General features: G+C 67.7%; 24 protein-coding genes. 10 read left to right on the forward strand and 14 right to left on the reverse strand.

Annotated elements, in window-relative coordinates:
* The first annotated feature begins 143 nt into the window (after positions 1 to 143).
* Complete coding sequence (locus tag CSW59_RS12280; protein WP_099444289.1) at positions 144 to 1,019, forward strand: UTP--glucose-1-phosphate uridylyltransferase; 876 nt, start codon at positions 144 to 146, stop codon at positions 1,017 to 1,019.
* Here CSW59_RS12280 and queG read toward each other — a convergent pair.
* From queG to CSW59_RS12305, 5 genes are all read right to left on the reverse strand, one after another.
* Positions 1,016 to 2,146 carry a tRNA epoxyqueuosine(34) reductase QueG gene (gene queG, locus CSW59_RS12285; RefSeq protein WP_099444290.1) on the reverse strand — a complete coding sequence of 377 codons (1,131 nt, stop codon included), beginning with the start codon at positions 2,144 to 2,146 and terminating at the stop codon, positions 1,016 to 1,018. The two genes, CSW59_RS12280 and queG, sit on opposite strands and share 4 nt — an antisense overlap.
* The gene (gene fzlA, locus CSW59_RS12290; protein ID WP_013081179.1) at positions 2,127 to 2,813 is read right to left on the reverse strand and encodes an FtsZ-binding protein FzlA; all 687 of its coding nucleotides are present in this window, start codon (positions 2,811 to 2,813) and stop codon (positions 2,127 to 2,129) included. Before fzlA ends, queG begins: the two co-directional genes overlap by 20 nt.
* Before the next feature lie 111 nt (positions 2,814 to 2,924).
* Positions 2,925 to 4,382 (reverse strand): D-glycero-beta-D-manno-heptose-7-phosphate kinase, encoded by a 1,458-nt coding sequence (rfaE1, locus tag CSW59_RS12295; protein ID WP_099444291.1) that lies wholly within the window; start codon positions 4,380 to 4,382, stop codon positions 2,925 to 2,927.
* Positions 4,383 to 4,413: 31 nt separating this feature from the next.
* Complete coding sequence (locus CSW59_RS12300; protein WP_099444292.1) at positions 4,414 to 5,343, reverse strand: cation diffusion facilitator family transporter; 930 nt, start codon at positions 5,341 to 5,343, stop codon at positions 4,414 to 4,416.
* Between the two features lie 56 nt (positions 5,344 to 5,399).
* Positions 5,400 to 6,485 (reverse strand): citrate synthase/methylcitrate synthase, encoded by a 1,086-nt coding sequence (locus CSW59_RS12305; RefSeq protein WP_099444293.1) that lies wholly within the window; start codon positions 6,483 to 6,485, stop codon positions 5,400 to 5,402.
* A 74-nt stretch (positions 6,486 to 6,559) separates the two neighbouring features.
* Here CSW59_RS12305 and CSW59_RS12310 point away from each other — a divergent pair, with 74 nt between their 5' ends.
* Positions 6,560 to 7,732: a citrate synthase family protein gene (locus CSW59_RS12310; protein ID WP_099444294.1), complete on the forward strand. Its 1,173-nt coding sequence runs from the start codon at positions 6,560 to 6,562 to the stop codon at positions 7,730 to 7,732.
* On the opposite strand, the gene CSW59_RS12315 is transcribed toward CSW59_RS12310, so the two are convergent.
* Positions 7,708 to 8,736: a ligase-associated DNA damage response exonuclease gene (locus tag CSW59_RS12315; RefSeq protein WP_099444295.1), complete on the reverse strand. Its 1,029-nt coding sequence runs from the start codon at positions 8,734 to 8,736 to the stop codon at positions 7,708 to 7,710. The genes CSW59_RS12310 and CSW59_RS12315 overlap by 25 nt on opposite strands.
* A 40-nt stretch (positions 8,737 to 8,776) precedes the next feature.
* Between CSW59_RS12315 and CSW59_RS12320 the strand changes: the two genes are divergently transcribed.
* From CSW59_RS12320 to CSW59_RS21865, 4 genes are all read left to right on the forward strand, one after another.
* The gene (locus CSW59_RS12320; RefSeq protein ID WP_099444296.1) at positions 8,777 to 9,277 is read left to right on the forward strand and encodes a PaaI family thioesterase; all 501 of its coding nucleotides are present in this window, start codon (positions 8,777 to 8,779) and stop codon (positions 9,275 to 9,277) included.
* The gene (locus CSW59_RS12325; protein ID WP_013081186.1) at positions 9,274 to 9,699 is read left to right on the forward strand and encodes a PaaI family thioesterase; all 426 of its coding nucleotides are present in this window, start codon (positions 9,274 to 9,276) and stop codon (positions 9,697 to 9,699) included. The genes CSW59_RS12320 and CSW59_RS12325 overlap by 4 nt, the downstream gene beginning before the upstream one ends.
* On the forward strand, positions 9,696 to 9,866 hold the full coding sequence (locus CSW59_RS12330; RefSeq protein WP_099444297.1) for a DUF2256 domain-containing protein: 171 nt from the start codon (positions 9,696 to 9,698) through the stop codon (positions 9,864 to 9,866). The genes CSW59_RS12325 and CSW59_RS12330 overlap by 4 nt, the downstream gene beginning before the upstream one ends.
* A gap of 134 nt (positions 9,867 to 10,000) precedes the next feature.
* Positions 10,001 to 10,099 (forward strand): hypothetical protein, encoded by a 99-nt coding sequence (locus CSW59_RS21865; protein WP_099444298.1) that lies wholly within the window; start codon positions 10,001 to 10,003, stop codon positions 10,097 to 10,099.
* Between the two features lie 71 nt (positions 10,100 to 10,170).
* On the opposite strand, the gene CSW59_RS12340 is transcribed toward CSW59_RS21865, so the two are convergent.
* Positions 10,171 to 11,085, reverse strand: a complete 915-nt coding sequence (locus CSW59_RS12340) for a histone deacetylase (protein WP_099444583.1) — start codon at positions 11,083 to 11,085, stop codon at positions 10,171 to 10,173.
* Positions 11,086 to 11,167: 82 nt separating this feature from the next.
* Between CSW59_RS12340 and CSW59_RS12345 the strand changes: the two genes are divergently transcribed.
* Positions 11,168 to 12,022 carry an acyl-CoA thioesterase II gene (locus CSW59_RS12345; RefSeq protein WP_099444299.1) on the forward strand — a complete coding sequence of 285 codons (855 nt, stop codon included), beginning with the start codon at positions 11,168 to 11,170 and terminating at the stop codon, positions 12,020 to 12,022.
* A gap of 3 nt (positions 12,023 to 12,025) precedes the next feature.
* Here CSW59_RS12345 and CSW59_RS12350 read toward each other — a convergent pair whose 3' ends face one another.
* From CSW59_RS12350 to CSW59_RS12370, 5 genes are all read right to left on the reverse strand, one after another.
* On the reverse strand, positions 12,026 to 12,589 hold the full coding sequence (locus tag CSW59_RS12350; RefSeq protein ID WP_099444300.1) for an NUDIX hydrolase: 564 nt from the start codon (positions 12,587 to 12,589) through the stop codon (positions 12,026 to 12,028).
* 24 nt (positions 12,590 to 12,613) lie between these two features.
* Entirely contained in the window at positions 12,614 to 13,180 is a 567-nt protein-coding gene (gene rimM / locus CSW59_RS12355; RefSeq protein WP_099444301.1) for a ribosome maturation factor RimM, read from the reverse strand.
* Between the two features lie 113 nt (positions 13,181 to 13,293).
* Entirely contained in the window at positions 13,294 to 13,815 is a 522-nt protein-coding gene (rpsP, locus tag CSW59_RS12360) for a 30S ribosomal protein S16 (protein WP_099444302.1), read from the reverse strand.
* Positions 13,816 to 13,839: 24 nt separating this feature from the next.
* Positions 13,840 to 15,366 (reverse strand): signal recognition particle protein, encoded by a 1,527-nt coding sequence (ffh, locus tag CSW59_RS12365; protein ID WP_099444303.1) that lies wholly within the window; start codon positions 15,364 to 15,366, stop codon positions 13,840 to 13,842.
* Positions 15,367 to 15,709: 343 nt separating this feature from the next.
* Positions 15,710 to 16,216, reverse strand: coding sequence for a DUF1993 family protein (locus CSW59_RS12370; RefSeq protein ID WP_099444304.1), 507 nt, complete (start codon positions 16,214 to 16,216; stop codon positions 15,710 to 15,712).
* Between the two features lie 107 nt (positions 16,217 to 16,323).
* Here CSW59_RS12370 and CSW59_RS12375 point away from each other — a divergent pair, with 107 nt between their 5' ends.
* Positions 16,324 to 16,752, forward strand: a complete 429-nt coding sequence (locus CSW59_RS12375) for a CBS domain-containing protein (RefSeq protein ID WP_099444305.1) — start codon at positions 16,324 to 16,326, stop codon at positions 16,750 to 16,752.
* Between the two features lie 64 nt (positions 16,753 to 16,816).
* Here CSW59_RS12375 and mdh read toward each other — a convergent pair whose 3' ends face one another.
* Positions 16,817 to 17,779, reverse strand: coding sequence for a malate dehydrogenase (gene mdh / locus CSW59_RS12380; protein WP_099444306.1), 963 nt, complete (start codon positions 17,777 to 17,779; stop codon positions 16,817 to 16,819).
* A 134-nt stretch (positions 17,780 to 17,913) separates the two neighbouring features.
* Here mdh and CSW59_RS12385 point away from each other — a divergent pair, with 134 nt between their 5' ends.
* Together CSW59_RS12385 and CSW59_RS12390 are read left to right on the forward strand one after the other, a co-directional pair.
* Positions 17,914 to 18,972, forward strand: a complete 1,059-nt coding sequence (locus CSW59_RS12385) for a MaoC/PaaZ C-terminal domain-containing protein (protein ID WP_099444307.1) — start codon at positions 17,914 to 17,916, stop codon at positions 18,970 to 18,972.
* Positions 18,965 to 19,390 carry an HIT domain-containing protein gene (locus CSW59_RS12390; protein ID WP_099444308.1) on the forward strand — a complete coding sequence of 142 codons (426 nt, stop codon included), beginning with the start codon at positions 18,965 to 18,967 and terminating at the stop codon, positions 19,388 to 19,390. Before CSW59_RS12385 ends, CSW59_RS12390 begins: the two co-directional genes overlap by 8 nt.
* On the opposite strand, the gene CSW59_RS12395 is transcribed toward CSW59_RS12390, so the two are convergent.
* Positions 19,387 to 20,262, reverse strand: a complete 876-nt coding sequence (locus tag CSW59_RS12395) for a hypothetical protein (protein ID WP_099444309.1) — start codon at positions 20,260 to 20,262, stop codon at positions 19,387 to 19,389. The two genes, CSW59_RS12390 and CSW59_RS12395, sit on opposite strands and share 4 nt — an antisense overlap.
* Positions 20,263 to 20,264: the final 2 nt, after the last annotated feature.

Raw genomic sequence — 20,264 nt, forward strand, 5'->3', positions numbered from 1 at the left:
CTCAGGCGAAGCTGGCCGTTCAGCTAGCACGGACGGCGGGGTATTCCACCCCAAACCCATTCCGCCAACGATTTCACGGAACAATGGTGGCTTTCGGTCGCCAGCTTTTCTAGAACGGCCTCCCAACACTAGACGAGCCGCTCATGAAACCCGTTCGTAAAGCCGTCCTTCCCGTCGCTGGTCTGGGCACCCGCGTGCTTCCCGGCACAAAGACCACGCCGAAGGAGCTTCTGAACGTCGTCGATCGGCCGATCCTGTCCTACATCGTCGAAGAAGGCCGCAAGGCCGGCATCGAGCACTTCGTCTTCGTCACCGGCCGCTCCAAGGGCGCGATCGAGGACTATTTCGACCACCAGGTCGAGCTTGAGGCCCAACTCGAGGCCAAGGGCAAGATCGACATCCTCAATCAGCTTCGCGCCGAGCTGCCCAAGCCGGGCGAGATGAGCTTCGTGCGCCAGATGGCCCCGCTGGGCCTGGGCCACGCCGTCTGGTGCGCCCGTGACATCATCGGCGACGAGCCGTTCGCGGTCATGCTGCCCGACGTGATCGTCGATGCTGATCCGTCCGCCCTGGGTCAATTGATTGAAGTCTACGACAAGGTCGGCGGCGGCAACGTCATCGGCGTCGAGGAAGTGCCCGAAAGCGAGACCCACAAGTACGGCATCGTCGCCCCGGGCAAGGTCGACGGCCGCTTGGCGACCATGACCGGCATGGTCGAAAAGCCGGCCAAGGGCACGGCGCCCTCGAACTGGTCGATCGCCGGTCGCTACATCCTGCAACCCGAGATCTTCGACCTGCTGGCCAGCCAGGAGAAGGGCGCCGGCAACGAGATCCAATTGACGGACTCGATGGCCAAGCTGATGCAACAGCAGCCGTTCCACGCCTATGTCTATGAAGGCGTCACCCACGACTGCGGCGACAAGATCGGCCTGCTGCGCGCCAATGTCGCCCTGGCCTTGAAGCGCGTTGATCTCGGCGCGGCCGCTCGCGTGGCGGTGGAAGCGGCGCTGAAGGCTTAGGCCCACTCGGCGAGGACGCTTTCGTCGTCCTCGCGCCCTTTCAGGACCGCCGCCGCGCCTCCCAGGAGCCGGCGCGCGGCCCAGACCGCCGCCCCGCGCACCACTGGGGCGGGGTCTGCGAGCAATGGCTCGACCACCGCCATCAGGCTGGCGTCGCCGCTGTTGCCGATTGCGTAGAGCACGTTCCTCACGAACCGATCCCGGCCGATGCGCTTGATCGGGTTCTTCGAGAACAGCGCCCGGAATTCAGCGTCGTCCAGCAGCGCAAGCTCGGCCAGCGACGGCTGCCTCAGAGCGTCCCGCGCCTGCAGCTTCGCCTCGCTCGACAACGATGCAAACTTGTTCCACGGACAAACGGCCAGGCAGTCGTCGCAGCCATAGATCCGGTTGCCAAGCGCCGAGCGGAACTCCGCAGGGATCGGCCCCGCAAGCTCGATGGTCAGGTACGAGATGCAGCGTCGCGCATCCAGTTGGCGCGGCGCGGGGAAGGCTTTTGTGGGGCAGATGTCGAGGCAGGCGCTGCATCGGCCGCAGTGGTCCGTCTCCGGCGAATCTGGCGGCAAGTCTAGCGTCGTCAGCACGCTGCCCAGGAACAGCCAAGAGCCGAACTGGCGCGAGACCAGGTTGGTGTGCTTGCCCTGCCACCCAAGGCCCGCCCGCTGGGCCAGTGGTTTCTCCATCAGCGGCGCGGTGTCGACGAACACCTTCACGTCCTGACCGAACCGGCGGTGCATCCAGCCGGCCAAAACCTTCAGCCGCTTCTTGATGACGTCGTGATAGTCGTCGCCCTGGGCGTAGACTGAGATAGCCGCGCGATCGGTTTGCGCCAGCTGCTCCAGCGGGTCGATGTCGGGGCCGTAGTTGACGCCTAGAACCACCGCCGACCTGGCCTCTGTCCACATGGCCGTCGGGTGCGAGCGCCGCTCAAGCGTCTCCTCCATCCATCCCATGGCGCCGTGTCGATCGGCCTCGACGAATTCCCGCAGCCATTCGCCGTTCGGCCAGGCGGCCGACGCATCGGCGAAACCGCAGGTCGAGAACCCTAGCGCGAGGGCCTCGGCGCGGATCTCGTCCTTGATCGCGCCAAAGTCTTTTGGGGGGGTCAGCTCAGAAGTCGAGGTCGTCATAGTGCGCGGCCGGCGCGAGGCCGGGCCAGCGATCGGCCAGGATGGGCCGGAAGGCCGGCCTCGACTTCAGCTTCATGTACCAGGTCTTGGCCGCCTGGAAGTCTTTCCACGGCACGTCGCCGAAATAGTCGATCACCGACAGGTGCGCGGCGGCGGCGAAGTCGGCCAGGCTCATACGCCGGCCGGCCAGCCAGTCGCGGGTCTGCAGCAGGCTCTCGATGTAGCCCAGATGCATACGCAGCGCCTCGCGCCCTTGGCGCAACGCAGCCAAATCCGGCGCGCCCATGCGCAGCAGGCGCTTCTCCATCTTCTCGTGCAGGAGGAAGCCGTTGACCTCGTTGTCGAACTTGCGGTCGAACCACTGCAGCAGCCGGCGCGCCTCGGCCCGCTCGGCCGGGTCGCGGCCCAACAGCGGCGGCTCTGGTTCGGTCTCCTCGATGTGCTCGAGAATGGCCCGGGTCTCGCAGGCGGTCACGGTGCGCTGGTTGCGCGTCTCGACCAGCACCGGCGGCAGACCGGATGGATTGAGCGCCGAGAACTCGGGCGGCATTTCCCAGTAGCGGACCTGGACCTCGACGAACGGCAGCCGCTTTTCGCCTAGCGCCAGACGCACCTGTCGCGAGGCGGGGTCCAGGGGGAAATGATGAAGGGTGCGTTCGACGCTCATGCCTTAGGTGCGCTCAGGCTGCATCGAAAGAGCGATGCGCCGTTTTGCTTAACAAGAGATTGCTGAACCGCGATTACTCAGGAAAACCAGGCTTTTGCGCGGCGATTTCGATCAGGTCTTCGCGTTCATACGGCCGATCAGCGCCGTGGTGCTCTGACCTTGCTTGAGGTCCGCCAGCAGGATCTTGCCGCCATAGCCTAGCACGACATCGGAGCCGACCACGGTCTCGACCGTGTAGTCCGCGCCCTTGACCAGGACGTCGGGCTTGAACGCCTTGATCAAAGTCAGCGGGGTGTCCTCGTCGAACAGCACCACCAGGTCGACCGACGACAGCGAGGCCAGCACCGTGGCGCGCCCCTGCTCCCTCTGCACGGGCCGAGTGGGCCCCTTCAGCTTGGAGACCGAGGCGTCGGTGTTGAGGCCCACGATCAGCCGATCGCAAGCAGCCTTGGCCTGAGACAACAGCGACACGTGGCCGGGGTGCAGCAAGTCAAAGCAGCCGTTGGTGAAGCCGACCTTCAGGCCGCGCGCCCGCCAGCCTTCGACGATATCGCGCGCTTGGGCCAGGTCGGCGATCTTTATCTCGCCCGGCTCGCCCTGCTGGGACCCCGCCCGCGCCGTCAGCTCAGCGGCGGTCACGACGTCGGTGCCCAGCTTGGCAACCACCAGGCCGCCGGCCAAGTTGGCCAGATGCGCGGCCACGACCAGGCTGGCGCCCGCCGCTACGGCCAGGGCCAGGGTGGCGGCGACGGTGTCACCGGCGCCCGAGACGTCGAACACTTCCACCGCCGTTGCAGGCAGGTGGACCGGCGCCTCTCCGCGCACCGACAAGGTCATTCCCGCCCCGCCGCGCGTGATCAGCGCGGCCTCCAGCGCGGGCGCCATGGCGAGGATGGCCGCGCCAGCCTCTTCCGAGGCCTCGTCGCTATTCTCGACGATCCCGGTCGCCTCGGCGGCTTCCTTGCGATTGGGCTTGATCAGAGTCGCGCCGTCATAGCGGGCGAAATCACGGCTCTTGGGATCGACGATGACCGGCTTGCCGGCGGCGCGGGCGGCGGCGATCGCCTCGCGCACCACGGCGTCGGTCAGCACGCCCTTGGCATAATCGGACAGAACCACGACGTCAGCCGCCGCCAACCGAGCCTTGAAGGCCGTCAACAGCGCCGGAGCATCGCCTGGCGCTCGATCCTCGCGATCGACGCGCAGCATCTGGTGGGAGCCCGAGATGTAGCGGACCTTCTCGGTCGTGCGACGGCCGGCATCGGCGATCAGCTCGGCGTCGAGGCCCGCCTCGCCGTCGATCATGCCGCGCAGGGCCGCGCCGGCCTCGTCCTGGCCGACCAGCCCGATCAGCACGGCCTTGGCGCCGAGCGCGGCGACATTGCGCGCGACATTGCCCGCCCCGCCCAGCATGGCGGTTTCCTTCTCGACCGCGATCACCGGCACCGGCGCCTCAGGCGAGATGCGGTCGACCGCACCGTAGACGAAGCGGTCCAGCATCACGTCGCCGAGGACCAGAACGGTCTTTCCGGCGAAAGCGCGGGGCAGGTGGGCGAGGATGTCGTTCATGCGGAGTTCCGTACCGCTCCGCCCCGAAAACTCAACCCTCGACGCTCTCGGCGAAGACGCCGCCGTGCTTTTCAGCCAGGCCCCGCGGGTCGGGATGGATGATGATGTCCGCTGACGGGAAGGCCTTGAGCAGCCGGTTCTCGGCGGCGACCATGATCGTATGCGCCTCGGCCAGCGAGATATCGGCGGCGAGATCGGCGTGCATCTGCATATGAACGTAAGGTCCCGAGGCGCGGGTGCGTAGCTGGTGGACGCCCAGGATGCGCGGATCGACCGTGGCCAACTGGACAATGCGGGTACGCTCTTCCTCCGGCAACTCGCGGTCCATCAGCTGGCCCGACGCCTCGCGGAACACGCCGATCGCGCCCCAGATCAGCCACAGCGCCACCAGGAGGCCGGCGGCGGCGTCCAGCCAGGGCAGGCCCAGCCACGCCGCCGCGCCGACGCCGACCAGGGCGACAGCATTCGAGGCTAGGTCGGCCGCATAGTGTGCACGGTCGCCGGAGATCGCGATCGAACCGCTGGCCCTCACGACGCGGGTCTGAGCGGTGATCAGGGCCAGGGTCAGTCCGATGGAAATCAGCATCACCACGACGCCAGCCAGACCATGCTCCACCGGGCGCGGATGCAGCAGGGCGTTGATCGCTTCCCGTCCGATCAGCGCGCCCGAGGCGAACACGAGGCCGCCCTGCATCAGGCTGGAGAAGGCCTCGGCCTTGCCGTGGCCGAAGCGATGTTCGGCGTCGGGCGGTTCGGCCGCGTAGCGTACGGCGTAGACGGTGATCAGCGAGGCGACGAGATCCAGCGACGAGTCCGACAGCGAGGCCAGGATGGCGACAGAGCCGCTGGCGACCCAGGCAATCGCCTTGACGACGATCAGGATCGACGCCGTCGCCACCGACAGCAGGGCGACCCGGCGGGTAGCGGCGCGAACTTCGGGGGAGTTTGCGGTCGGGGACATGGCCGCCTTTTAGCAAGGCGGCCCGACTTGCCCCAGCGCGAACGACTCGCGACGGCTCAGGCGGCGATACGGGGCTCAGGCCCCACATAGACCGACTGCGGCCGGATCAGACGCCCGCCGGCCAGTTGTTCGCGAGCGTGGGCGATCCAGCCAGCGACGCGGCCCATGGCGAAGACACAGGTGAAGCTGGACGGCGGCAAGCCCAGGGCCTCCAGCAGCAGGGCCGTGTAGAACTCGACATTGGTGTCCAGCGGCCGGTCAGGTTTGTGTTCGCGCAGGATCTCCAGCGCCGCCTTCTCGACCGCCTCTGCGAAGGCCAGGCGACCCGGCAGGGCGCTGGAGGCGGAGGCGAGCTTGCGCGCGGCGGCCTTGAGGGCGTCGGCGCGCGGGTCGCGGACGCGATAGATGCGGTGGCCAAAGCCCATCAGCCGGTCGCCACGCGCCAAGGCCTTCTCCAGCCACGGCCGCGCATTGGCCGGCGTCCCGATCGCGTCAAGCATCTCGATCACAGGTCCCGGCGCACCGCCGTGCAACGGCCCTTTCAAAGCCGAGAGACCCGCCAGCACCGCCGAGGTCAGGCCGGCGCGGGTCGACGCGACGACGCGGGCGGCGAAGGTCGAGGCGTTCAGGCCGTGATCGCAGACCGTGACGAGGTAAGCGTCCAGCGCGGCGGCCTCGGCGTCCGACGCCGGCGCGCCCCGGGTCATGCGTAGGATGTCGGCGGTGTGGGAAAGAGACGAATCGGGGGCGACGGGGCTGTGGCCGGCGGCGACCCGAAGCACCGCAGGCGTGAAGACAGCGGGCGCGGCGATCAGCAGCAGGGCCGTGGGCAGGTCGTCGCCATCGGGCAGGCGTGCCATCAGAGCGCGCATGGCCTCGACCGGGTCCCGGCGCGCGAGACCCTCGTCCAGAGCCGCGACTTCCTTGAAAGCGCGGAGGCGGGCCTCGCCGAGCGCCGGGGCGAGATCGCTGGCCGCATCCTCGAAGAAGCCGTCGAACAGCAGGTGGGCGGCGTCCTCGTAGCGCGTGCGCCCCGATAGATCCTCGACAGCGTAGCCTCGGATCACCAGGCGGCCCCGGGCGCCATCGACATCGGACAGGACAGTGCGGGCAGCCACGACGCCCTCAAGACCATCGGACATATGCGGTCTCCTTTCGCGGCGAAGGAGCGCCTCCCCGGCTTGATCGTCAATCTTGATCAATATAATCAATCTATATGGCCGATTGGATGGACGCGGATCAGGTTCTGGAGCGGCTCGGCATCCGTCCGCAGACGCTTTACGCCTATGTCAGCCGAGGTCGGATCGAAGCGACCGCCCATCCGCGCGACCCGCGCCGCAGCCTCTATCGGGCCTCCGACGTCGCCGTCCTGGCCCAGAAGAAGGCGCGAGGGCGACGCGCGGCCGATGTCGCGGCCGAAGCCATCGCCTGGGGCGAACCCGTTCTGCCCTCCGCGATCACGACGGTGGCGGGTGGAAAGCTCTGGTATCGCGGCCGCGACGCCGTCCAGCTCGCCGAGCAGGACCTGACGCTGGAGAATGTCGGAAGCCTCTTACGCGGCGGCCACGGCGCGGCGCCAAAGGCCTCGCGTCGACCACCGCCACCGGAAGCGGACACAGCGCGCCAGCGGCTGTTCCTGACGCTCGCCCTCCGAGCCGGACGGGAGCCCCCGGCGCGGGGCCGCGCGTTCTTGGCCCTAGCCATGGAGGCCGCCGATCTTCTGGAGGCGGTCGTGGACGCCGCCACCGGTCAGGCCGGCGAGGGGCCAGCCCATGTCAGGTTCGCCGCCGCTTGGGGTCTCGACGCCGCCGGCGCGGATCTGGTCCGTCGCGCGCTGGTGTTGCTAGCCGATCACGAGCTGAACGCCTCGACCTTCGCCGCCCGCGTGGCCGCCTCGACCGGCGCCTCATTGTCCGCGGCCTGCTTGGCGGGCCTGTCGGCGCTTTCGGGACCCCTGCACGGCGGGATGGCCGCGCGGGTCGAGGCGTTCGTCGAAGAGGCCGAGCGCCGCGATCCAGCCCATGCGGTGGCGGCGCGTCTGTCGCGGGGCGCGTCGATGCCAGGCTTCAACCACCCGCTCTATCCGGACGGCGATCCTCGCGCGGCGGCGCTGCTGACGGCCTTTGATCCCCCGCCGCTCCTAGCCGAGCTTCGCGCCGCGACCGAGGCGGCGACGGGCCTGTCGCCCAATATCGACTTCGCCCTGGTCAGCCTGGCGCGGGCGCTGAAGCTGCCCGCCGACGCGCCCTTCATCCTGTTCGCGACCGCCCGGAGCGCCGGCTGGACCGCCCACGCGATCGAGCAGTTGCAGAGCGGCCGCCTGATCCGGCCCAGGGCGCGCTATGTCGGCGCGGCGCCCGAGGGCTACTCGCCTTCTTCCTCGTCATAGCCGACCAGCCGCAGCGCGCGAGCGGGCAAGCCTTCCAGCTCGCACCAGCGCTCCAGCGCTTCCTCGCGGCCATGAGTGATCCAGACCTCGCCAGGACGAAGCTCCGCCAGCGTGCCCGTCAACTCGTCCCAATCGGCGTGATCGGACAGGATCAGCGGCAGCTCGACGCCACGTTGGCGCGCCCGGGCCCGAACCCTCATCCATCCCGAGGCGAAGCAGTCCACCGGGTCGGGGAAGCGCCGCGACCAGCGGTCGGCCACAGCGCTGGGCGGGGCGATGACGATCTGGCCGGCGAAGGCCTCCTTGGGTCCCGACGCGGTCGCCGGCGCCAGAGGGCCAAGCTCGACACCATGCGCCTCGTAAAGCGCATTGAGCCGCTCCAGCGCGCCGTGCACGAAGATCGTCTTGTCCCAGCCGGCCTCGCGCAGCAGGCGGATCACCCGCTGGGCCTTACCGAGCGCATAGGCGCCGACGATGTGGCAGCGCTCGGGAAACTGCTCGACTGAAGCGAGCAGTCTGCGGATCTCGCCGGCGTCTTCCGGATGGCGGAACACCGGCAGGCCAAAGGTGGCCTCGGTGATGAAGACATCACACGGCACGGGCTCGAACGCCGCGCAGGTTGGGTCGCGCCGGCGCTTGTAGTCGCCGGAGACCACCATGGTCAGGCCCTTCCAGCGGACCACCGCCTGGGCCGAGCCGAGGACATGGCCGGCCGGGACTAGGGTCACTTCGACGCCGTCCCGCGCATAGGTCTGGCCATAGGCCACGGGCTCTCGCCGGCCGGCGAAGCCTTCGCCATAGCGGACGGCCATGATCGCCAAGGTCTGCGGCGTGGCGACGGCGACGCCATGGCCGGCGCGGGCGTGATCAGCATGGCCATGCGTGATCACCGCCCGGTCCACGGGACGGACCGGGTCGATGTAGAAGTCCCCCGGTGGGCAGTAGAGGCCTCCGGGCCGGGGACAGAGAAGATCTTCGGGTTTGATCACGGCTGGATATGACAACGCCTGACGGGCTAAGCCTATCCCTGTTGAGGGAGACGGCATGAGCGACAACGAACAAAGCCGCCTAATCGCCACGGCGATGAACGAAGGCAGTCCGCAAGCCCGGGCCCTGGGCTTCTCCACGCTTGAGATCGGCGACGCGACGGCCTTGCTGAAGGTCCCATACCGGCCCGAAATCGTCGGCGATCCAGAGACGGGCGTAATCGCCGGCGGCGTGGTGACCACCCTGCTGGACCACGCCAGCGGCCAGGCGGTGCACGCCGCCCTGGAGGCCTGGACCTCGATCGCGACCCTGGACCTGCGCATCGACTACATGCGGCCGGCCGAGCCGGGGCTGGACATCCTGGCGCGCGCCCACTGCTACAAGCTGACCCGCTCGGTCGCCTTCGTCCGGGCCGTGGCCTACGACCGCGATCCCGAAGATCCCGTGGCCACGGCCCAGGCGACCTTCATGCTCGACGCCAGCGCCGGAAAGAAGCCAGGCGCCAATCTCAAACCGTCGCGCATCAGCCGCGCCCGGACAGGGGGAGCCGAACAATGAGCGACGCCGACAGCCGCCTGGTCTCGATGCTGGAGTCCATTCCCTATGCTCGCTTCCTGGGCGTGCGCGCAGAGTTGGCCGGGGACGAGATGACCGCGATCTTGCCGTTCGCCCAGCACATCGTGGGTAACCCCATGTTGCCAGCCATCCACGGCGGCGTCCTGGGCGCCTTCATGGAGATGACGGCGCTGGCGCAGCTGTCGGTGGCCGCGCCGATGACGCGCCAGCCGCGCACGATCGACGTTTCGATCGAGTACCTGCGCTCTGGCCGGCCGCTAACCACCTATGCCCGCGCCAGCATCAAGAAGCTGGGCCGCCGCATCGCTAACGTCCATGTCGAGGCCTGGCAGGAAACCCGTTCGGCCCCGATCGCCACCCTGCGCGGTCTCTTTCTGGTCGCGCCCAGCGAGGAGGGCGCATGAAGCTGTCGCGCAAGGGCGGAAAGGCGGTCGCCAAGGGCGATCTGCCGTCCAAGCCCTGCGCGGCCTGCGGCCGGCCATTCACCTGGCGAAAGAAGTGGGCGAAGGACTGGGGTTCGGTGAAATTTTGTTCCGATACTTGCCGATCACGTAAAATTACTCCCGCGTAATGTGAATTTACCGCGATAACCTCCTTAAAATCGACGTAATGAAGCAAAGGTAACGTGAAATAACCAAGGGCAGCGCCTATATCCCTGATTACCGGATGCCAACGGGGCGGCCGGAGAAAAAAGGGATCAAGACCATGACCATGAAGACCACCGCCGTGTCTGGCTTCGCTTCGCTCGTTCTGGCGGTTCTTCCGCTCGTGATCATCGTCGGCTCGATCGCCCAGAGCCTGTAAGTGATCGCCGCGTAACCTCCGTCGGGCCGCTCTTTTCGAGAGCCGCCCCGACGGAGATGGCGACTTAAAGACTAACGAGAATACAGAGACTTGGCCGTCCGATGCAGGATGGCGTGGCGAGCCGCCAGACGATCAATATCCACGTCGTAGCCGCCGCCGATGACCCCGACCACGGGGATTTCAAGAGAGAGACAAGCGCCCAGGACAAGGGCCTCCCGTCGCCCCAGCCCATCGTCGGTCAGCGACAGCCGGCCCAGCTTGTCGTCCGCGTGGGGATCAACCCCCGCGTTAAAAAAGACGATGTCCGGTCGGACGCTGGAAAGCAGCGCCGGCAGGATCTCATCCAGCTTTGTCAGATAAGCCCCATCATCGGTTCCATCGGCCAACTCGACGTCGAGGTCGCTGGCCGCCTTGCGGTGCGGGAAGTTCTTCTCCGCATGCATCGAAAAGGTGAAGACGCTGGGATCGCCCTCGAAGATCCGCGCGGTGCCGTCGCCCTGGTGGACGTCGAGATCGACGACCAGCACCTGGCCGACCAAGCCTTCGGCCTGCAGTCGCCTCGCCGCCACCGCCACGTCGTTGAACACACAGAAGCCCGCCCCGCTCTCGGCCGAAGCGTGATGGCTGCCGCCGGCGGTGTTGCAGGCGATCCCATGCTCCAGGGCCAGACGCGCAGCGAGCAGGGTACCGCCAGTTGCGGCTCGGGCGCGCGTCGCGACGCTTTCGGTATTGGGCATGCCGATCCGGCGCACCACGTCGGGCGGTAGGGACAGCTCGACCACGCCTCGGACGTAGTCCTCGGTGTGAGCCAAGCGAAGGGTCTCGATATCGGCCGGTTCGGGTTTCGCAAAGCCGTCAGCCCCAGGAACGCCCTCGGCCTCCAGAACGGCGGCCAGCCGCGAGAACTTGTCCATCGGAAAGCGATGCCCCGCCGGCATCTCGGCGCGGAAGGCGGGGTGGTGGACGATCGGTGGCGAGTAAGACATCGCTATCACGATGGGCGCCGCGACGGCCTGACGCAAGGTGACGACTTGCGGCGGCGAACAGCTGAGCCTATCGCACTGCGCCATGCAGACGACCGAGACCCTCGCCGACATCCTCGACCTCGAACCGATCGAGGTGAACCTGTTCCGGGGCGTAAGCCCCAACGACGGCTTCCCCCGCATCTTTGGCGGCCTCGTGATCGCCCAGGCCCTGCTGGCGGCCTATCGCACGGTGCCCGACCGCGTCTGCCACTCGCTGCACGCCTATTTCATCCGTCCGGGCGACGTGAACGCTCCGGTCCTCTACGAAGTGGAGCGGGCCCGCGATGGCGGCACCTTCACGACCCGCCGCGTCGCCGCCATCCAGCACGGCGAGCAGATCTTCAACCTGGCCTGCTCGTTCCAGACGCCGGAAGAGGGCTTCGAGCACCAATCGGAGATGCCCGACGCGCCCGATCCCGAGAGCCTGCCGACCGAGATCGAGTATCTTGAGAGCCTGGGCGATCAGATTCATCCGAAGATGCTGGCCCATGCCAAGAAGCCGCGCCCCGTGGACGTGCGCTGGGAAGATCCCCAGAACCCCGTCACGCCGGTCCGGAAATCCGGGACCAAGAACGTCTGGATGCGCGCCAAGGCCCCGCTGGGCGACGACATCAAGATGCAGCAGGCGGCTCTGGCCTACGCCTCGGACATGGCGTTCATGGAGAGCGCCCTGCGCCCGCACGGCCTGATCTGGACGACGCCGGGCCTGCAGGGCGCCAGCCTGGACCACGCCATGTGGTTCCATCATCCGTTCGACTTCAACGACTGGACCCTGTTCGCCCAGGACAGCCCCAGCGCCTCGCAAGGGCGCGGCTTGGTGCGCGGCCAGATGTTCAGCCGCGACGGCAAGCTGCTGGCCTCGGTGGCCCAGGAGTGCCTGATGCGGGTGCGGAAGTAGGCTTCAGGCCGGCTCGATCCTTGCGACGCTGGCGACCGCCAGGCCGCGAAGCAGCGATGCGGCCTGCATGCCCACAGTGATCTCGCCGGCCAGGGCCATGCGGATCGCCTCGGAGAGAGAAACCCAGATGCTTTCGATCCGCTCGCTGGGTTCGTCCTGAGGCTCGGCGACCTTCACGACGTCGCGCGCCAGGATGATGTGGGTGCGGTTGGTGTGGGTGCCAGCGTTAGGGCGCGTCTCGCCCACGAGGGAGAGGGTTCCCGCGCAGCCCGCCTCTTCCAGTAGTTCGCGCCGAGCTGCTTCCACCGGATCTGTCTCGCCGGGGTCCATGCCGCCGGCCGGCAGCTCAATGGAGATGTCGCCTAGGGCGTGACGGTATTGCTTGACCAACAGGACGTTGTTGTCGGCGTCCAGCGCCACGACCTCGACCCAGTCGGGATATTCCAACACGTAGTAGGGGGAGATCACGGTGCCTTCGTCGGTGACGCAGTCATCGGCGCGCACGCTGATCCAGCGGTCCTTGTGGATCTGGCGCGATGCGGTGACCCGCCACTTTCCGTCCGACATCGCTGGGGGTCTCCTAAGGGCTAGTCAGTCCCGGTCGCCGAGCTCTTCGTCTTCCGACGGCCCCTCGTGCTCGCCCACCAGAGCGGGCGGATCGGCCAGGATCAGACCTTCGCCGATTTTTACCTCGGGGACAGCCGCCCGCGTGAAGGGGAGGTACCAGGTCGGGCCGCCAAGATCCGGGGTGATCTCCAGGATATCGCCGGCCCCGAAGTTCTGGACGCTCTTCACGCGGCCCAGCAGGACGTCGGTAGCGATGTGGCGGACGGTCAGGCCCACGAGGTCGGTCAGGTAGAATTCGTCCTCATCGGGCTCGGGCAGGGCCGAGCGCGGGACGTAGAGGCGTAGGCCGCGCAGGGCGTCGGCGGACTCTTTTGTCTCAATGCCAGGACAGCGACAGACAACGCCGTCCTTGGTCTTGCGCGCTGAGGCGATGGTCAGGGCGGGCGAGCCGTCCTGGCGCTTCAGGCTCTTGAAGGCCGCGATGCTCATCGGGTCTTCGGTATAGGTAGAGATCCGCACCTCGCCGCGCACGCCGAAGCCGCCGGCCACGCGGCCGACCAGGATCAGCGGATCATCGGGAGAAACGGCCATCGCGTAGACAGAGTCGCGCCGCCGACCCGGCCGGGGCCCCTCCTGATCCGATCTTCATGATCGGATCAGGATAAAGGGGGTCCGCAAACCAAGGATCGGCGGCGCTGGAACCCTTAGCCTTCGGTGGTTTCTTCAGCAGCCGGAGCTTCGGCGGCTTCAGCGGCCGGAGCCTCTTCAGCCGGAGCTTCTTCCACGGCCGGAGCAGCGGCCGCAGCGGCGGCGGCTTCAGCGGCGGCGACCTTGGCGGCTTCAGCGGCTTCGGCGGCGGCGACCTTGGCGTCAGCTTCGGCTTGCTTGCGGTCTTCTTCGCGCTGAGCGCGCTCGGCCGAACGCTCTTGGGCCTTCTTGCCCGGAGCGCCCTTCTGCGGGTTGTTGCCGGCGGTCCAGGTGGTCAGGCCTTGGGCGGCCAGGAAGCGCGCGACGCGATCAGTCGGCTGGGCGCCCTTCTTGAGCCACTCCTGGATCGACTCGACCTTCAGGGTGACGCGGTTGGCGTCGTCCTTCTTGAGGAGCGGGTTGTAGGTGCCGACCTTCTCGATGAAACGGCCATCGCGCGGCGAGTGGCTGTCAGCGACGACGATCGAGTAGTACGGGCGCTTCTTGGCGCCGCCACGGGCGAGACGGATCTTCAGCATTGCGGTAGTCCTTGGTCTAAAGTTCTATTTCTTGAACGGGTTGAAGCCGGGCAGGCCCAGGCCGGAGAGAGGATTGGGTTTGGCGTCGCCGCCAGTCCCCAGGCCCGGCAGACCGGGCAGCCCCGAGAGGCCTTGGCCCCCCGCTGCGTTGGGATCGGGGGAAGCAAGTTTGCCGCCACCCAAATTCTTGAGACGGGCCATGTCGCCGCCGCCCATCATCTGGGCCATGCGGGCCATGCCCTTGCCGCCGTCCTTGCTCATGGCCTTGAACATGTCGGCCATCTGGCGGTGCTGCTTGAGCAGACGGTTGACCTCGGCGACGTCGACGCCCGAGCCGGCCGCGATGCGGCGCTTGCGAGAGGCGGCCAGGATGTCGGGCTTCTTGCGTTCTTCCTTGGTCATCGAGCCGATGATCGCCTGCTGGCGACGGAAGATGCTGTCGTCGATCCCGCTCTCGGAGATCTGCTTCTTGACCTTCTGGACGCCCGGCAGGAGGCCCATAATGCCTTCCATGCCGCCCAGCTTCTGCATCTGGCGCAGCTGCGCGGCCAGGTCGTCGAGGTCGAACTTGCCCTTGGCCAGCTTCTTGGCCATGCGCTCGGCTTCGGCGTGGTCGAGGTCGGCCGCGGCCTTCTCGACCAGCGCCACGACGTCGCCCTGACCCAGGATCCGGCCGGCGACGCGGCGAGCGTCGAACACGTCCAGCTGGTCGATCTTCTCGCCGGCGCCGAGGAACTTGATCGGCAGGCCCGTGACGTGGCGCATCGACAGCGCCGCGCCGCCGCGGCCGTCGCCGTCGGCGCGGGTCAGGATCAGACCCGTCAGCGGCAGGCGCTCGTGGAACGCCTTGGCGGTGCGCACGGCGTCCTGACCGGTCAGGCTATCGGCGACCAGGATGGTCTCGGACGGATTGGCGATACGGGCGACCTCGGCCGCCTCGTTCATCATCGCTTCGTCCAGCGTGGTGCGGCCGGCGGTGTCGAGGATCAGGACGTCATAGCCGCCCAGCTTGGCGGCCGAGACGGCGCGCTTGGCGATGTCGACGGCGCTTTGGCCGGCGACGATCGGCAGGCTCTCGACCTCGACCTGCTTGGCCAGCAGGGCCAGCTGCTCCATGGCGGCGGGTCGGCGGGTGTCGAGCGAGGCGACCAGCACCTTCTTGCGCTCGGTCTTGGACAGACGCAGGGCCAGCTTGCCGGTGGTGGTGGTCTTGCCCGAGCCTTGCAGGCCGGCCATCAGGATGATGCTGGGCGGGTTCAGCGCCAAGTTCAGGCCGGTCGGGACGTCGCCGCCCAGCATGTCGACCAGGCCGTCATAGACGATCTTGACCACCTGGTCGGCCGGCTTGACCGAGCGGATGACCGCCTCGCCGCCGGCCAGTTCCTTGGCCTTAGCGATGAAGTCCTTGACGACGGGCAGGGCGACGTCGGCCTCGAGCAGGGCGACGCGGACCTCGCGCAGCGCCTCGTCGATGTCCTTCTCGGACAGCACGCCGCGACCGCCGAGACGTTCGAAGACGCCGGAAAGTCGCTCTGTAAGGCCGTCGAACATGTCGAACCCTGTTGAATACACGGCTCCAAACGCGATCAGCCCCCGTGGACGATCACGTCGACGGGGGTCCTCGCCGTCCTCGTCCGGATGGATCCTGCGCTAGCAGGCCGGGGTCGTGACGGTGGAGGCGCTGCTGATAAAGCGCCGGAAGCCGGGGCTTATGCATGGAAATGGGCAAAGAGTCCACAGTCACGGGTGAATGCGGACTCGCCCAACCAATTCCCGCCTTCCCAGGCCTTGTGCCTGGGACCCATCGCTCAGCACGCGAGGCGCTGAAAACCTGGCCCCGCCATGGGTCCTCGCCACGAGGGCGAGGAAGGCGGTGGGTTGAGGGGGCTAGAGCCTAAGCCATGCCCAGGAAGTCGCGCTTGCCGACCTCGACGCCGTTGTGGCGCAGGATCGCGTAGGCGGTGGTGACGTGGAAGAAGAAGTTCGGCTGGGCCTGGGTCTGGAAATAGGCCAGGCCCTTGACCACGCTGGTCTCGCCGCGGCGGGTCAGGGTGATGTCACGGTCCTCGGCGCCGGCGAAGGCGGCCTCGTCCAGACCCTCGACATAGGCGATGGCCCGGTCGATGCGGGCGATCAGTTCGGCGAAGCTGGTCTCGACATCGTCCCAGGCCGGAACCTCGGCCCCAGCCAGGCGCGCGCAGCAGCCCTTAGCGAAGTCGGTGGCGATCTGCACCTGGCGGATCAGCGGGAACATATCGGGATACAGGCGGGCCTTCAGCAGGGCGTCAGCGTCCCACCCCTTGGCCTCGACCTGGGCGGCGGCCTTGGTCAGCACGCCTTTCAGGCCCTTCAGCCCTTGGATGAACACGGGCGCGCTGGCCTGATGGATCGAGATCGACATGGGAAGCTCCACTTGAGGGATGCGCCTAGATAGGACCGCAATGAGCGGAACGGGAGATGGCGGCGGCGGGTTTTAGGAGCTCAAGTTCAAACTCAAGAGGTCCCCCCATGAAAGTCAGCGACGCCATGACCAGCCAGGTCTCGATCGCCCGCCCCACCGACAGCATCCGCCAGGTCGCCCAGACCATGGCCAAGGTCGAGAGCGGCGTGGTGCCCGTCGTCGAAGACGGCAAGGTGGTGGGCGTCGTCACCGACCGCGACATCGTCCTGCGGGTCGTCGCCGAAGGCCGCAGCTTCGACAGCCCCATCTCCGACGCCATGTCGGACGGCGATGTGCTGAGCGTGAAGGAGGATGACGTCCTGGCCGACGCGACCGCCAAGATGGCCAACCATCAGGTCCGCCGCCTGTTGGTGCTGAACGACGCCGGCGACCTGACCGGCATCCTGTCCTTGGGCGACGTGGCCAAGGATTACGGGTCCAAGCAGGTCGGCAAGACGCTGGAGGAGATCTCGCAGGAGTCCGACGAGACGCAGTAACCGGAAAGCAAAAGGGCGGCCCCGCGAGGAGCCGCCCTTTCCTTATTCGCTTAAGCGACGAGGCCTAGACCAGCGAGCTGTCGATGGCCTTGCATGCTTCCATCAGGCCCTTAACCGAGGCGACCGAAGCGGCGAACATCGCCTTTTCCGCGTCGTTGGTTTCGAACTCGACGATCTTCTCGGCGCCGCCGGCGCCGATGACGACCGGCACGCCGACATAGAGGTCCGACAGGCCGTACTGGCCGGTCAGGTAGGTGGCGCAGGGCAGGACGCGCTTCTTGTCCTTCAGGTACGAGGTCGCCATGGCGATGGCGCTCTCGGCCGGGGCGTAGAAGGCCGAGCCGGTCTTCAGCAGGGCGACGATCTCGCCGCCGCCCTTACGGGTGCGCTCGACGATGGCGTCCAGCTTTTCCTGGGTCAGCCAGCCTTGCTTGACCAGTTCCGGCAGCGGCAGGCCGCCGACCGTCGAGTGACGAACCATCGGGACCATGTCGTCACCGTGGCCGCCCAGGGTCCAGGCGTGGATATCCTCGACCGAGACGTCGGTGGCTTCGGCCAGGAAGTAGGCGAAGCGGGCCGAGTCGAGGACGCCGGCCATGCCGATGACCTTTTCCTTCGGCAGGCCCGAGAACTGCTGCAGGGCCCAGACCATCGCGTCCAGCGGGTTGGTGATGCAGATGACGAAGGCGTTGGGGGCGTGAGCCTTGATGCCCTCGCCGACGGCCTTCATGACCTTCAGGTTGATGCTCAGCAGGTCGTCGCGGCTCATGCCCGGCTTGCGCGGCACGCCGGCGGTCACGATGCAGACGTCGGCGCCGGCGATATCGGCGTAGTCGTTAGCGCCCTTCAGGGCGACGTCCTTGCCGAACACGGCCGAGGCTTCGGCGATGTCCAGCGCCTTGCCCTGGGGCGTGCCCTCGGCGATGTCGAACAGGATCACGTCGCCCAGCTCTTCGCGAGCGGCGATGTGGGCCAGGGTGCCGCCGATCATGCCGGCGCCGATAAGGGCGATCTTCGCGCGAGCCATGGGGTCTCCATCAAGGCTGTGGACAGTGAAATGTCGCGCGCGGTCTAGACCTGTCGCGGCCCGGCCTCAAGCCCCCTTTCCCGTTTCGCTGCACTGCGGCAAAGATGTGTGAACAACGATAAGCAGAACAGGGGATGAAAGCCGTGGCCACGAAGACCGATCCGGGCAACTTCTTCGAGGACTTCCGCCTGGGCCAGAGACTGGTCCACGCCACGCCTCGGACCGTCACGGCGGGGGACGTGGCGCTGTATACGGCGCTCTATGGTCCGCGCTTTTCGCTGTTCTCGTCCGACGAATTCGCGAGGGCCTGCGGCCTTATGTCCGCCCCGGTCGATCCGCTGATCGCCTTCCATGTTGTGTTCGGCAAGACCGTGCCGGACATCAGCCTGAACGCCGTGGCCAATCTGGGCTACGCCGAGGGCCGGTTCCTGGCGCCGGTGTTTCCGGGCGACACGCTGAGCGCCGTCTCGGACGTGATCGGGCTGAAGGAGAATTCCAACCGCAAGACCGGCGTCGTCTATGTCCGCACGACGGGTGTGAACCAGCGCGGCGAGGCGGTGCTGAGCTATGTGCGCTGGGTCATGGTGCGCAAACGCGACGAAGCCGCCGAGATCGCCGAGCAGGTGGTCCCGACCCTGTCGACGGCCGTCGCCTCCGCCGATCTGGCCCTGCCGCCCGGTCTCGACTTCTCCGGCTATGACTGGGCCCTGGCCGGCGCGCCGCACGCCTTTGAGGATTACGAGATCGGCGAGAAGATCGACCACGTCGACGGCATGGCGGTCGAGGAGGCCGAGCATCAGATGGCCACGCGCCTGTGGCAGAATACGGCCAAGGTTCATTTCAACCAGTTCGAGCGGTCCCGCGATCCGTCCGGCCGCCGCCTCGTCTATGGCGGGGTGGTCATCTCCACGGCCAAGGCGCTGTCGTTCAACGGCCTGCAGAACGCCGGCCTGATCCTGGCGATCAACGGCGGCCGGCACGTCGCCCCGTTCTTCGCCGGCGGCACGGTGTTCGCCTGGAGCCAGGTGTTGGACAAGGCCGATCTCGGTTCCGTTGGCGCGCTGCGCCTGCGACTCATTGCCGCCAAGGACGCGCCCTGCGCGGAATTCCCGGACAAGAACGGCGAAGGTGTCTACGAGTCCGGCGTGATCCTCGACTTCGATTACTGGGCGGCGATTCCCAAGCGTGGCTGACTTCATTCTCGACCCGGCCTTCGTGGCGACCTCGCACCTGATCGCCGACCTGCCGCTGTGCGAGGCCCGGCTGCAGGACGACGTCCGCTATCCGTGGCTGGTCCTGATCCCGCGCCAGCCCGGCCTGACCGAGATCGAGCAGCTCGACGTCGGCCATCGGCTGCAGCTGATGGAGGAGATCGTCCTGGCCGGCGCCGCCGTCCGGGCCATCGGCTCCGCACTCGGGCTCGAGGTCGACAAGCTCAATGTCGGCGCCCTGGGCAATGTCACGGCCCAGCTGCATGTCCATGTCGTGGGCCGGCGGCGGGACGATCCGGCCTGGCCCGGACCCGTCTGGGGCCATAGCCCGGCCAGTCCCTACGATTCCGACGCGCTGGAGGCCGCGACCACCGCCGCCGAAGACGTGCTGGAAAACTAGCGCTTCTTCTTCTTCGCGGGGGTCTTCTTGCTCTTGGCCTTCGCGGCCTTGCTCTTCTTCAGCGCCGCGCACTTGGCCTTAGCGGCCTTGAGCGCCTTGCCCTTCTTGCCCTTGGTCGAGCAGACGGCCGCCTTGGCGGGGGCGGCGCGACTGGCTGCGGCGCGGGGCGGCCAGACATAGGGCCGCGCGGTGCGCGCCTCGTAGCCAGGCGGCGCCTCGGGCCGCAGATGCTCGCCGGACACGGCCCGCGTCGCGCCGTCCTCGACCAACTCGCCCGTCCAGCGACCGTCCTCATCTGGGCGTAGGGTCAGGATCGAGGCCGCAACACCCTCGCGGATGGCGAAACGCGCCGAGAGACCCTCGCCCTCCCGCTGAAGGTCGTCAATCAGGCCGGTCGAGCCCGGCGCGCCGGTGCGACGCAGATCGCGCCAGGCGCCTTCCAGCGGGGCTAAGCCGCCGGCCTTGTCGACGATCAGCAGAGCGTAGAGCGGCGTTCCGTCCGGACCCGCCACGCGCCACTGGCCGTCCAGCGGCCCTTGCAGGTTCTGGGCGGCGGCGATCGAACCACGCACTCGCATCTCATAGACCTGCTCGGCCGGCGAGGTCTCGCCCGGCGCCGGGATCGGCAGGATGTTGGGCTTGCGGCGCGGCGCGGGCTTGGCGGCGGTCTCGGCCTGCTCCTCGTCCATGTCCTGGCCGGATTGCGAGATCAGGTCGGCCAAGGGGTCGAGAGACTGGGGGTCCAGCGCCTGCGGAACCGCCGGCGGCGCGGCCGCGACAGGCGCGGCTTGCGCGGGCGGAGCCGTCGCCGGGCTTTGCTGGGCCAGCGCGGGGCTGGCGGCCAGGACGACGGAGAAGACGATAGCCCGCATTC

It is taken from the genome of Caulobacter sp. BP25 (genome assembly GCF_002737755.1).
GTDB lineage: Bacteria > Pseudomonadota > Alphaproteobacteria > Caulobacterales > Caulobacteraceae > Caulobacter.